This is a genomic window from Aquimarina sp. EL_43 (assembly GCF_943422735.1).
Classification (GTDB): domain Bacteria; phylum Bacteroidota; class Bacteroidia; order Flavobacteriales; family Flavobacteriaceae; genus Aquimarina; species Aquimarina megaterium.
Genome location: NZ_CALSBR010000001.1, coordinates 1,510,906 through 1,523,938, shown reverse-complemented (window position 1 = coordinate 1,523,938; position 13,033 = coordinate 1,510,906). Strand labels below are relative to the sequence as shown.

At 33.1% G+C, this 13,033-nt stretch carries 15 protein-coding genes; 11 read left to right on the top strand and 4 right to left on the bottom strand.

The genetic code is table 11. The annotated features are described in order from the left end of the window. The first annotated feature begins 2 nt into the window (after positions 1-2). From NNL09_RS07055 to NNL09_RS07040, 4 genes are read left to right on the top strand one after another with little or no spacing between them, the layout of a single operon-like run. Positions 3-1,196, top strand: a complete 1,194-nt coding sequence (locus tag NNL09_RS07055; RefSeq protein ID WP_196911668.1) for an efflux RND transporter periplasmic adaptor subunit — start codon at positions 3-5, stop codon at positions 1,194-1,196. A 2-nt stretch (positions 1,197-1,198) separates the two neighbouring features. After that, a complete protein-coding gene (locus NNL09_RS07050; protein WP_025666233.1) occupies positions 1,199-1,612 on the top strand; it encodes a Fur family transcriptional regulator in 414 nt (137 codons plus the stop codon). Between the two features lie 58 nt (positions 1,613-1,670). Further along, positions 1,671-2,039, top strand: a complete 369-nt coding sequence (locus NNL09_RS07045; RefSeq protein WP_025666234.1) for a DUF3703 domain-containing protein — start codon at positions 1,671-1,673, stop codon at positions 2,037-2,039. 2 nt (positions 2,040-2,041) lie between these two features. Next, a complete protein-coding gene (locus NNL09_RS07040; RefSeq protein ID WP_196911669.1) occupies positions 2,042-2,920 on the top strand; it encodes a cation diffusion facilitator family transporter in 879 nt (292 codons plus the stop codon). Positions 2,921-2,927: 7 nt separating this feature from the next. Here NNL09_RS07040 and NNL09_RS07035 read toward each other — a convergent pair whose 3' ends face one another. From NNL09_RS07035 to NNL09_RS07020, 4 genes are read right to left on the bottom strand one after another with little or no spacing between them, the layout of a single operon-like run. Further along, a complete protein-coding gene (locus tag NNL09_RS07035) occupies positions 2,928-3,305 on the bottom strand; it encodes a hypothetical protein (protein ID WP_196911670.1) in 378 nt (125 codons plus the stop codon). 4 nt (positions 3,306-3,309) lie between these two features. Beyond that, the gene (locus NNL09_RS07030; RefSeq protein ID WP_196911671.1) at positions 3,310-4,416 is read right to left on the bottom strand and encodes an alkene reductase; all 1,107 of its coding nucleotides are present in this window, start codon (positions 4,414-4,416) and stop codon (positions 3,310-3,312) included. A 3-nt stretch (positions 4,417-4,419) separates the two neighbouring features. After that, complete coding sequence (locus NNL09_RS07025; RefSeq protein ID WP_196911672.1) at positions 4,420-4,827, bottom strand: DoxX family protein; 408 nt, start codon at positions 4,825-4,827, stop codon at positions 4,420-4,422. Next, positions 4,824-5,807 carry a polysaccharide deacetylase family protein gene (locus NNL09_RS07020; protein ID WP_196911673.1) on the bottom strand — a complete coding sequence of 328 codons (984 nt, stop codon included), beginning with the start codon at positions 5,805-5,807 and terminating at the stop codon, positions 4,824-4,826. The genes NNL09_RS07025 and NNL09_RS07020 overlap by 4 nt, the downstream gene beginning before the upstream one ends. Before the next feature lie 103 nt (positions 5,808-5,910). On the opposite strand from NNL09_RS07020, the gene NNL09_RS07015 reads away from it, so the two are divergent. The 7 genes from NNL09_RS07015 to NNL09_RS06985 all read left to right on the top strand — a co-directional run bounded on the left by NNL09_RS07015 (position 5,911) and on the right by NNL09_RS06985 (position 12,645). Then, positions 5,911-6,741, top strand: a complete 831-nt coding sequence (locus tag NNL09_RS07015; protein ID WP_196911674.1) for a helix-turn-helix domain-containing protein — start codon at positions 5,911-5,913, stop codon at positions 6,739-6,741. A gap of 86 nt (positions 6,742-6,827) precedes the next feature. Continuing rightward, entirely contained in the window at positions 6,828-7,931 is a 1,104-nt protein-coding gene (locus tag NNL09_RS07010; RefSeq protein ID WP_196911675.1) for an AraC family transcriptional regulator, read from the top strand. A 165-nt stretch (positions 7,932-8,096) separates the two neighbouring features. Continuing rightward, positions 8,097-8,300, top strand: a complete 204-nt coding sequence (locus NNL09_RS07005) for a hypothetical protein (protein ID WP_025666242.1) — start codon at positions 8,097-8,099, stop codon at positions 8,298-8,300. Further along, a complete protein-coding gene (locus NNL09_RS07000) occupies positions 8,297-10,192 on the top strand; it encodes a S41 family peptidase (RefSeq protein ID WP_196911676.1) in 1,896 nt (631 codons plus the stop codon). Before NNL09_RS07005 ends, NNL09_RS07000 begins: the two co-directional genes overlap by 4 nt. 96 nt (positions 10,193-10,288) lie before the next feature. Then, the gene (locus NNL09_RS06995; protein WP_196911677.1) at positions 10,289-10,756 is read left to right on the top strand and encodes a hypothetical protein; all 468 of its coding nucleotides are present in this window, start codon (positions 10,289-10,291) and stop codon (positions 10,754-10,756) included. 25 nt (positions 10,757-10,781) lie between these two features. Beyond that, a complete protein-coding gene (locus NNL09_RS06990) occupies positions 10,782-11,555 on the top strand; it encodes a hypothetical protein (RefSeq protein WP_025666245.1) in 774 nt (257 codons plus the stop codon). 40 nt (positions 11,556-11,595) lie between these two features. After that, complete coding sequence (locus NNL09_RS06985) at positions 11,596-12,645, top strand: S41 family peptidase (protein WP_196911678.1); 1,050 nt, start codon at positions 11,596-11,598, stop codon at positions 12,643-12,645. Positions 12,646-13,033 lie beyond the last annotated feature (388 nt).

Below are 13,033 nucleotides of genomic sequence, written 5' to 3'. Positions count from 1 at the left end.
AAATGAAAACAAACATATATAAATTAATAGCTATATTCATACTTCTGCTTATCTTAGGGTGTAATAATAAACCAACTACAACTTCTGAGGAAAAACATGAAGAAGGTAACGAAAACCTTATTGAGTTGACCGATGAACAAATGAAGCAAACTCAAATAGAAATAGGTAAAGCTCAGAAACGTAAAATAGGAAATGAGTTAAGTGTAAATGGGATGATCGATGTTCCGCCACAAAGTAATCTGTCTATTACGGTTCCTTATGGAGGGTTTTTGAAATTTACCGATATGTTACCAGGCACACGATTAAGAAAAGGACAACTTGTAGCAAGGGTAGAGAATCCTGATTTTATAGAGTTTCAAAGAGATTACCTCGAAGCAGTTGCAAAAAATGAATACCTGAAAGCAGATTATAAACGTCAGGAAACACTAAATAAAGAAAATGTCTCTTCGACAAAAGTATTTCAAAAGGCAAAAAGTGATTACCTAATTAATAAAGCAAATATTCAGGCGTTAGAAAGTAAATTAAAAATGGTAGGTATCAATCCTTCTAATGTAAACAATGGAAGAGTATCTTCTATGGTAAATGTATATTCTCCTATTAATGGAGTAGTGAGAGAAGTATATGTAAATACCGGAAAATACTTTGGATCAGAAGACGTGTTAATGGATATCACTAATGCCGAAGATTTGCATGTCGAGCTCAAAGTGTATGAAGATGATATCCCATTAATAAAAAATGAGCAACGTATTCGTTTTCGATTAGCAAATGAACCTGATAAATGGATGGAAGCAGAGGTTTTCTTGATAGGTAATAATGTAAGTGATGATAGATCAATAACTATTCATGGGCATTTAAAAGAGAAAAACCAGGAGTTGCTTCCGGGAATGTTTGTAAACGCAAAAATTGAAGTCGGTGCTCGCGAAGCATATGCGGTTCCAGAAGAAGCCATAGTTCGTTTTGATGGAAACCATTATGTTTTTGCAGCAGGAGAAAAAAGAAACGAGGGAGAAACAATGGTTACAGATTTTGAAATGATACCGATCACCAAAGGGACCGAAGAAGAAGGATTCGTAGCGATTACATTAGAGGATAAAAATAAAGATATTAGTATCATTCGATTAGTAATAAAAGATGCTTTTACCATTTTAGGGAAGGCAAAAAATAGTGAAGAAGGAGGTCACGGTCACGGGCATTAATAATGAACACTATTGAAAGTTTTTTAGAATCAAAGAAAGTACGACCAACAGCGATGCGATTATTGGTCTATAAATATATGACTCAGAGTAATGTAGCTAAAACACTTGGAGATATTGAAAATGCTTTTGCAAAAGCAGATAGAACAACGCTGTATAGAACCGTAAAGACATTTGAGGAAAAAGGTATAGTACACCAGGTAGATGATGGAACGGGCACGATAAAATATGCGCTTTGCGAAGCTGGTTGTAATTGTGATATTGACAGAGATTTACATTTACATTTTCGTTGTAATAACTGTAGAGAAACGACATGTCTTACAGAGCATAAAATTCCTCAAATCAATTTACCAGATGGATATATAGCAGAAGACATGAATTTGGTCATAAAAGGTATATGTGAGCATTGTAGCGGTTAATAAATGCACTTCCGTTGCATGACTACTGTACATATTTTTGTATAAAACATGTAATTATATGAAGTTTAATATAACAATACCACCAAAACTTAAAATCGAATATGATAAAGAATTGTCGCTTTATAAAACGGCATTATCCAATAACAATTTGCCAAAAGCCTGGGATCATTTAGAACGCAGCCATATTTTGGGGCAATCATACCCGTGGGAGCATTCTTATACGCATTATTTAATGCTTAAATATGGCGTGCTTACCAGAGATATTAAAGAGATTTTTGGACAAGTTATTCGCTTGATTGTGGGTGGTTGGAAATCTTTTATTAATAAGGTCCCTATTGGTAATACAGGAGGTGCTAATGTACCTCCTTTAAAAACAATGCCTATACCTCATGATTTGAAAATAAAATTAGAATCATACCAAAAGTAATTATGGGACACGACCACTCACATGACCACGCAGGAAAGAATTTAAAAATTGCATTTTTTCTAAATTTGGGCTTTACAATTTTAGAAATTATAGGAGGTCTTTATGTAAATAGCATTGCTATTATTTCTGATGCTATTCATGATTTAGGAGATTCACTTTCTTTAGGTACTGCCTGGTACCTCGAAGGGAAATCTAAAAAAGAAGCCGATGCCAAATTCTCATTTGGTTATAGGCGTTTCTCTCTCTTAGGTGCCCTGATTAATAGCATTGTTTTGATTTTAGGATCCATTTATGTGATTTATGAAGCCATAGGCAGATTATTAGAACCCGAACATTCTGATGCTGGAGGAATGATTGTTTTTGCACTTATAGGAATAGCAGTTAATGGTTATGCAGCATGGAAAGTAAGTAGCGGGAAATCGTTGAATGAGAAAGTGGTTTCCTGGCACTTGTTAGAAGATGTATTGGGTTGGGTTGCTGTACTTTTTGCAGCGATTGCTATATATTTTACAGATGTACAGTACCTCGACCCTGCCCTTTCTCTTTTAATAACCCTGTATATTCTATATAATGTTATTAAGCGATTAAAAGAAACATTATTCGTATTCTTACAGGGAATTCCGAAAGATATTAATATAGAAGAAGTAAAATCAAAAATACTACAAGTACCACGTGTCGATTCTATACACCACCTACATGTATGGTCACTAGAGGGAGAACATCATGTTTTTACAGCACATGTTAAGCTAAAAGACATTACAGAAACCAATCAGATTATTCATATAAAATCAGAAGTTAAAAAGGCCTTAATGATCTATCATTTTAGCCACTGTACTATTGAAACAGAATTGAATGACGAGGAGTGTATATTAACAAAGTAATAGGAGATTATTTATATTCTACCGTATTAAACTTTAATAGTTGATCACCAGTATTTTTTAAATCATGAACAAAATCACCTTTGGTATCATGATCATAATATGATACATCTCCTTTTTGATACTTTATTTCGACAATCCTACCATTTTCATAATGAGATATGGCAACCCCTTGGGTTAAACAAATCCAGGTATAGTTTTTTGTATGTTTATGAAACGGTAATTGATCTCCGGGTTTTAATAGTATAGACCAAACCTTAATACTATCATCTTCAAATAATAGAGTGTTTCCAATGCGATTACTTTTATTGCTGTTTTGTAGTTCTTGCATTTTAGTGCTATCCCAATTTTTAAAACTACCGGCAGGATTAAGTTCTTTTGTGACCATAATTTTATACATCTAAAAATGGATAATCGGTATACCCTCTTGCATCCCCACCGCCAAAAAGAGTATGGGAATCAGAAATATCATTCATTGTAGCATTTAATTGTACTCGTTTCGGATAATCAGGATTAGTTAGAAATTTTCTTCCGAATCCTACCAGGTCAACTAAGTTTTTGCCCAATAGACCATTAGCTTCTTTGGGAGTTTTATTTCCTGTAGCTATAATTGTATGCGTAAAATTAGCTCTCAATTTAATTCTGAAATCTTCTGGAATTATGGGAGCATCATCCCAATCGGCTTCGCATAAATGAATATAGGTTACTCCTATTTCGTTTAATGTTTTGGCAGCAATCATAATGGTTTCTAAAATTTCGGGATCATTCATATCTTTAAAACTTATAAAAGGGGATAATCGTACTCCTGTTTTATCAATACCTATTTCATCTGCCACGGCTTGTGTAATTTCTTTAAGAATACGAATTCTGTTTTCTTTGGTGCCACCGTATTCATCTGTTCTATGGTTGCTATTACTTCGTAAAAACTGATCAATAAGATATCCATTAGCTCCATGAATTTCGACTCCATCAAAGCCGGCTTCGATAGCATTTTTAGCTCCTATCCTAAATTCTTCGATAACCTGAGTAATATCATCTTTGGTCATCTCCCGAGGTTTTTCGACAGGAACAAATGTAGCATCACCATTAGGAGCACCATCAAAAATATATACTTGTGTATCTTTTGCTATTTGAGCAGAGGGAGCAATAGGTTGTAACCCGTTTACTTTTGAAGAGCTAACACGTCCCACATGCCATAGTTGTAAAAAGATTTTACCACCTTTTTTGTGTACTGTCTCTGTAACGAGTTTCCAACCTTCGATTTGTTTCTGAGAATAGATTCCTGGAGTTTTTGCATAACCCATTCCTTGTACAGAAATTTGAGTAGCCTCGGTAATAATAATCCCGGCAGATGCTCTTTGTTCGTAATATTTTGCCATTAAAGCATTAGGTATATTTCCAGGTTCTTCTGCTCTGGAGCGTGTCATAGGGGCCATTAAAAAACGATTTTTTAATAAAATCCCATTCATTTTGTATTTTGTATATAGCGTGGTTTTCATAACTTATTTTTGTAAGAGGTTATCAATTGAAAAAGGGTTGTTTTGTGTTGTATCAATCAAAAGGTAAAAGAACAGTACGTAGACCATTTGAAATCCGACCCATTCCCATTGTTCGACCAAACAAGAACCAAAAATTAGAATAATCATTAGTATTCCTCCAGCGAGGCAGGTACGATAGGTAAATAACCCAAAAATTAGGAAGATACCAATCGTGAGTTCTGCAAAGGGCAATATTTTGGCAAAAGAAGAAATGAATATTTCGGGTAATACTACTTCTTTATAAAGGTTTGTCATCCAGTTGCTAAAGGTTTCTATTTTTGGAATTCGTACCAATCCATGTGCTAAAAGGTTGGCGCCCATTGCTAATCGTAGTAGTAAATAGGCATGATTTTTTGAAGTTGTATTTTTCATTGGTTATACATTAATTCAGAATTATCTCTAGGTGTCTTTGGGTCGTCTTTTATCATTTTTGCAATATCATCTTTACGCATAAATACAACACCTTTATGTTTCTTAGCATACTGTATGAATAGGTCTACCGCACGAACAATTGATGGTGCCCCACCGATTCTGTCGTGTAAACTCACAGACATCATTCTTCTTTTACTTCCTGCTTCATCATATAATTGATCAAACTCCATTTTTAATTGATTTAAAAACTGGCCAGGAGTCCAATTTTTACCTTCAATATTTACGATATCATTATTACGAAGTGTATACGGCATGACTACAAAATCCTTTCCTCTAACCTCTGTGATAAATGGTTCGTCATGGCTTAAATCATCTATATGATATAAGAAATCAAGTTCTTGTAGCACTTTTAGTGTGTTGGGACTACGTCGTAACCAATTCGCATTATAACCTCTGCCCCGTTGTCCGGTAATCGTTTCAACTGTGTCAATACCAGTTTTTATAAATGCTAATTCCTGTTCATATGTCATATCCCATTGGTCACTCCATGCGATACCATGTGCTGCAATTTCATGACCGCGATTTGCTATAGCTTTGGCAACTTCGGGGTATTTGATAGCAGCAGCACCAACGATATGAGAACTAACTTTGATATTGTGTTTATCCCACAAATCAAGCATTCGGTAAATACCTTCTTTGGCACCGTAACGAAACCAACTTTGTGCGGGAAGATCAGGATGTCCCTTTGGTAATGGTTTAGCAGCAAAAGGACTTTCTGCACCTTCTGGTTGTCCGCCAGTTTCAAATTGCATTGAGAATGAGATGACCAGTCGTGCATTATTTGGCCAGAAATGATCTGTTATGCTATCGGTTTCTATTGTGGTGGTCTTTATAAGTTTTTTTTCTGAAGTATGACTAGAAAATAGAACTACACATGCACTTATAGAGAGTATTAAAAAAGATATTTTTATTGGTTTCATTGGATTTTACCATTTGATTTATAATGCAAATTTAGATGAAGGAAGAAATCTGTTTTTGGTACATATTCATTGTATATTTGTAAAAACCTATGCTAGTATACTTGTGTCAAAACGTTTTTTTAGTGCAAAATCTTTAAATGTATTCGAACTGTCACTTGATAAGTGGGAGTATCCAAAGCATTCTCATAATTTTTTCGAATTGATTTTTATTCTCAAGGGGAATGGACAACACATTTTAAATGAGAGTGCTTTTGAATATACAGAAGGGGATATCTTCTTATTAACGCCAAAGGACGAACACGAATTTATCATTAGTGATCATACAGATTTTGGCTTTATTAAATTCACAGAGCAACTTTTTATAGAAAAAACAGAACTTGTTTCTGATTTAAAATGGCGAAAGAATATAGATGCTATTGTATTACATGCTAATAGTATTCCCGAAAATATTATTTCTAATGCTACAGATAGATCGCATGTATTCGAATTGTTTCGAATTATTAAAAAAGAGTACCAAACCCCCTCTTTATATAGCCGCTCAATTTTATTAGAGCTATTAGGTGCATTATTAATTATAATATCAAGAAACCTTAATAAGAATGTTGCTATACCTGCCATTTCTGAAGAAGAAAAGGTGAGTGATGTACTTACATATATTCGGCAGAACGTTTTGGATAAGGATGCTATTAGAATAAAAAAAATTGCTGCAACATTTAATATGTCTCCTAGTTATGTAAGTGTATTTATTAAAAAACATGCGGGTATTTCGATACAGCAATATGTAATTCAGACAAAAATCAAAATGGCAGAACGATTATTGAAACAAACAAATTTGAATATTTCTGAAATAGCTCAAAAAACAGGTTTTACAGACTCTAGTCATTTTAATAAATTATTTAAAAAATATACAGGCAAAAACCCGAGTGACTTTTAATCAATCTAAATAATTTTATAATTAATGTTTTTTTGGAGTCATTATTGTGATAATGTTTAATCTATAAATTTCTATACATTTAGATAATGGAGATAAATTATAATGTTGTATCGCTGATCGACACTCTTGGGTTAATACAAGGGGTTATTCTTGGTCTGTTACTTATTATTATAAATAGAAAAAGGGATAAGTCTACTTTGTTTTTGGGTTTGTTTATAATTGTATATGCTTTAAACCTGCTCCCGGCAATATTAGAAGATTTAAATATTACAACGTATTATCCTCGATACAATTTATTGCCTTTTGATTTTACCTGGTTGATGTTTCCTTTATTTTATATCTACGTTCAGCAGGTTTCAATACTCTCTAAAAACAAACTCAATTATGGGGTGCTAATCCCGGGAGTATTAGAATTTATTATCGGAATAGTTGTGTTTTTTCAGGATAATGACTCGAAAATAATAATAGAAGAGTCTCTTTGGTATAATCTTGTACTTTTAGGAGGAGTTCTTTTTTCTTTCTATATAGGTTTTAAAACTTTAAACTTTATAAAAAAACATACCAAAGAGTTAAAAGATCAATATACGTCTACAGAATACAGAGAGTTACGTTGGGCAAGAGGGTTTGTTGGTTTTGGGCTTCTCCTTACTTTTATTGCAATAGCTTCAGAGTTTTTTGACACTGGTTTTTACTTTCATCTAACTCTTTCTACTATTAATGTTATGTTATTGTATTGGATATCGGTACGAGGTATTCTTCAGCAAAATGTAAAGACTTTAATCCCTATTGAGGATAGTGAAAAAACTGTTGACAAAAATGACAAAAACAATGGTTCTTTAATAAATAATGAAAGTACAATACAATTACTACAAGAAATAAAGAAATATATTCAGGATGAAAAGGTATATACTATACCTGATTTAACTATCATTGATATTGCAGAAAAGATAGGAGCACATCCCAAACGTATTTCTGGTGTAATAAATTCCCAGCTTAATCAAAATTTCAACTCATATATCAATAGTTTTAGAGTTGAAAAAGCAAAAGAACTTCTAAGAAGTGATATTGCAAATAGTTTAAGCGTCGAAGGCATTGGTAACGAAGTTGGTTTCCAAAGTAAAAGTACGTTTTATGATGCTTTTAGAAAATATACAGGCACTACTCCTTCTCGTTTTAAAAACGACGAATAACCTTCTTTTTTTATGTCCGGATTCCTGAAACAGGAATGAAACCTTTGATTTTACTACCATTTCCGTTCGGATTTCTGAAATCCGAACCGCTACTCTATTGGTTTTCTTGGCCGTCTTTTTCCTTTTAACAAATCTTTGTGCAACGTTAAAATAAACTATTCAAAAATGAAACGTGTAGTTATAATATTACTGGTTTTTTTAATTGTGATCTGGTCCAGTTTTATTGTTTGGGAGTTACAGATAACCAAATGGGAAAAAACCATAACTGGTCCGGCAATACGAGTCGATATGGTTCTTATACTCCCCATCCTGATTGGAGTAACTATTTATGTGATTGATCAAATTATTACAATATTAAAAAAGAAATGAAAAAACTAACATACATAATCAATCTCTTATTTTTTATAAGTATTTCTGTATATGGCCAGAAGATTCAAGATTTAGAATATTTATTAGATCGAGAGTGGAAATACGATCCATCGGGAATAGAATCTGTAGTCGAGGATTTATATGTGAAAATATTGACCGAAGTAGAAAAAAAGGGTAATAAAAAAGAAGGCAAAGAACTAAAATCTAATAAAAAGGAAATACTATTATCAATTAAAGAATTGGTATCCAATGCCAGATTCAAATTCAATTCAGACTATACATTAAATACAGAGGTAAATGGAGATGTTACCGAAGAGAAATGGACGTATAATGGTAATAGCAAAACGATAAGTTATGTAAATAGTAAAACTAATGAAATCAATACCAGAACGATTAAAAAACTAACCGAAACTGAGTTTGTTTTTGTTAATCAAGATGGACAGGAGATAGCATTTATACCAGCATCGCCAAGACAACCATTTGATCCTTTAGTATTAAAAGAAGATTTAAAAATCTACCGTAATATTATAGAAACGGCACATAGTGGAATGTATTTGTATACTTCTAAAGAGGTCTTTGACTCAATATTCAAAAAAGCAAATGAAAAACTACCAACACTCAAAAACGCTCGGGAATTTTATAATCTAATTACGGGTATTCATACCAAAATTAATTGTGGACATTCTAGTTTTTATACTTCTGGAGACATTTTTTCAGAAGTAAAGAACAATGCTACCAAAGCCTTTTTCCCTTTTAAAGTGAAATTTTTAAAAGATACGTTAGTCGTTGCTCAGGATTATGAGAAATTAAAGAAGGGAACTCAAATTTTAAGTATTAACGGAAACACAATTAAAAAGATAACTACAGAAACTTTTAAGTTACTGAGTTCAGATGGGTATAATACTACTTTTAAATACAGGCAATTAGAAGATGATTTTTCGACCAACTACTTTTTGGCTTTTGGACCACAAGAGAAATTTACCATAGCATATTTGCATGATTCAGATAAGGAAAGCTGTACTGTAGAATTACCGGGAATTCCGAAATCCGAATTAGAAAATACAGTTACAGAAAGTCATTATGAAAAACCATATTACTTAGAATATGTGGATGATAATACGGCTTTATTAACAGTAAATACATTTTCGACTGAAACCCGAAAGAATCAAAAAAAATTCTTCGGATTCCTTAAAAACGCTTTCAGTGAAATAAATAAAAAAGGAATTAAGAATCTGATTTTAGATATCAGAGAAAACACTGGTGGAGATGATGGAAATGATATGGAATTAGCTTCGTACCTAATTGATACACATTTTAAAGAAAACAAGTATAGAAAATTAAACACCATTGATAATGTACCACCATATCCGCAGTATTTACTACCACAATGGTATGATATGATGGAATTAGATGCCGATAGTAAACCTGAGGCTATCCAAAAAACTATGAAGAAAATGGTGAAAGAAGAAATGATAAAAGGAGATGATGGGGCGTATTATTGGAGAGAAGATAAGGTTATTCATCGTGATCCGGCAAAAAACAAGTTTAAAGGAAATGTATTTGTCTTAACAAGTGGTAGAGTTTTTTCTGGTGGAGGTTTGTTTAGCGCACTAGTGAGGGATAAAAGTAATGCCATTTTTATTGGAGAAGAAACTGGAGGAGGATATTACAGACATACAGGATCTATTCCATTGTTTTATAATCTACCCAATTCTAAATTAATCTTTTCCATCTTCATTGTGATTAATGAGCAAGATGTCGATAAGAAATTATTTCCAGAAGGTAGTGGTACTGTACCACAGTATAAAGTATACCAAACAATTGAAGAGTTTATCGAAGGAAAAGATGCTGTTATAGAGAAAACAAAACAATTGATAAAAGAAATGAAGTAATATTTAGACAGTAAAAAATAGGGTGTTCTAGAAGTTTACTGTTGTGTAAGAAGGAAGAACACTGAAATTAATAATAAATAATAAAAAGTAAGAAAAATGAAAAAAGTAATTCTATTAAGCGCATTTATTATCGCATCAATCGCAACAAGTAGTGCACAAACTTCGACTCCAAAATATGAAGTAAAGGTTATTACCAGTGTAGAATCTATAGTTCCAAGTGGTTTAGGGCGTTCAAGACTTATTTCAGCAAATGCAGAAAGAGATTATAAGGAATTCACTTCTACACAAACAGAAGATGATAATACACGTAATAAATCAAAAAGAAAAGCAATTCGTGTTAAGGATTTTGAGGAAACTAAACTTTTAAACTTTTACAATCTGGTAGGGATTCGTTTTCAGAATATTGCAGCAAACGATGCGGTAATTTCATCAAAGATAACTACAATGTTGGCAGAAGGTTGGGATCTGATTTTTGTAACCAGTGCCGTAGAAAGTGATGCAGGCGAAGGAGATAGCAATGGGATATTTATTACACGTTTCATTTTTAAACGCGCAATACAATAGTGAATTAATTCATAAAAACGAAAACATGAAAAAAACCTATTTAATTGTGCTCTTTTTTGCAGTTAGCTTAGTACAGCTTCATGCACAAAAAACGTCCTCTTTTTATGTTGATATTGGAGGTGGTTTTTCCTCCTTTCAGGACGTAAAATACTCTAATGTAAAGTATAATGGATTTGGTGGTGTATTTGGATTAGGGTATCTAAAAGAAAATGAAAAAGCAATTTGGGGAATTAATTTACAAGGAATAGTAACTACAGAAAAAGCTGCTACTCACGACAATACAGTTAGCACTTATAATCCTATGTTGCAGGCCAAATATCTTCATCGTATTAAAGAAAATCTATTTATTGGTGCAACATGGGACGTGCTGGATTTATATGCAAAAAACTTTGATGGTTTGGGCAATAACAGTGCATATAATGTAACAGGAAGCACATTGTGGGCTTCGGCAATATATGATTATAAAAAGTTTCGTTTTGGCTTAGATTTAGGATTGGTTTCTTATTTCAAAGAAAGTACGGGGTTTGCTTTTTCGGCATCGCAGAATGTACTGGAGAATGGAGATTTTGATTATCAAAATGATAAAATAGATAGCCCTTTTGCCTTTAAGTACTATGAATTGAGAACTATACCCAGACATTTTCAGGTAAGAACAAGCATACGATATCAATTATCAAACCGGTTTTCTGTAGGTTATAAATGGCATCTGAGGAAGTTTTCTGAGGTTAAGAAGTATCCGGTAACGTATGGTATACATTCACTCTCTATTCGATATAACATTTTTAAACGCACTAAGTAAGAGTGATGCATTTTAATTAATTTTTTAATAAAACATTGTAATGAAATATCTAAAAATAAAAATGGGTCTTCTTCTATTTTTGGTAGTGTTCAGTTCTTGCGAAAAAGCGTTGATGGAACCAAATCCAAAAACAGATGCACTTGCTGTATTTGATGAGTACACCACTCTGGTACAGGAGAAATATGCTATGTTGGAATTTAAGAATGTGAATATAAATACGTTGAGAAGTAGCCTTAGAGGAAAGATTAATGCCACTACAACTCAAAAAGAATTTTTTGAAATTCTAGGAGAGGTTACCAAAAGTTTAAGAGACGGTCATTCTAGCCTTATCGAAGATCAAAACAATCCAAATGGCATGTCTATAAGCTTTGATCTTGAAGAAGGGTATCCGGCAGGAATAGACGCAGCGATCTTAGTGAATAATTATATTGGTAATACGGTCAATTCTGAAATAAAGACATTATCAGGTGGGCAGGGATTTAGAGCTGTATGGGGTACTTTACCACAAGATAGAAAAATCGGATACCTATGGATTCCTTCGTGGAATGTTGAGATTTCTGATGATGAAATTGAGCGAATATTCTTGGATTTAAAAGACACCAAAGGTCTCGTTTTTGATATGCGAACTAATACAGGAGGCGATCCGGCTTTGGCAACCAAATTTGCATCTTATTTCACAAATAAACCTATTTATAACGGCTTTGAACGTTTTAAAACCGGTCCGGGTCCAAATGATTTTTCTGATAGTCATATCACGCTTCAACCAGCAGGTAGTGCAAACAAATACCTAAAACCCGTAATGGTACTTACCGATAGAAATGTATACAGTGCTTCTACTACTTTCTTGTATTCTGTAGATCCGGTAGAAAGTATAAAAACAGTAGGACAAAGAACAGGAGGAGGAAGCGGTTCTGTAGCCGATGGATATTTAGCTAATGGATGGTATTGGAGCCTCTCTACAAGTGAATTTATTGATGCCCAGGGAAGACATCTGGATGATGGGGTAGATCCAGATATTCCTGTAGTACTTAATCTTGAAGATACAACAAAAGATGAGGTGATAGAGCGTGCAATAGTAGAATTGCAATAGCGCATAAATCACTATAGATCTAATCTATATAAAAGCATTAAACGCAGTTAGGTTCGGGGGAGTAGTCGCCTGGGGTCGTAGTTAGAAATAGCTAAAACCTCAGGCTTTCTATGTTTTAACAAATAATCCAATTAAATATGTTATAGACAGAATAGAGTGATGACCTGAAGATTAATTTAGATAACTCTAAAACCAAACTCATTACAAAAACACTTCCTTTTTTTCGTTAGGATTGCTTTTTAACATAGTTCTGATAATAGAAAACGATGACTTCTGAATTAAAAATTTAGTTTATGGTTTTCCGTACATATTAAGTGTGGTAAAACCATAATTTTGTTTTCTATTACTGTACCAATAAAGTAAAGAAGATAATCGAATAATCATTATC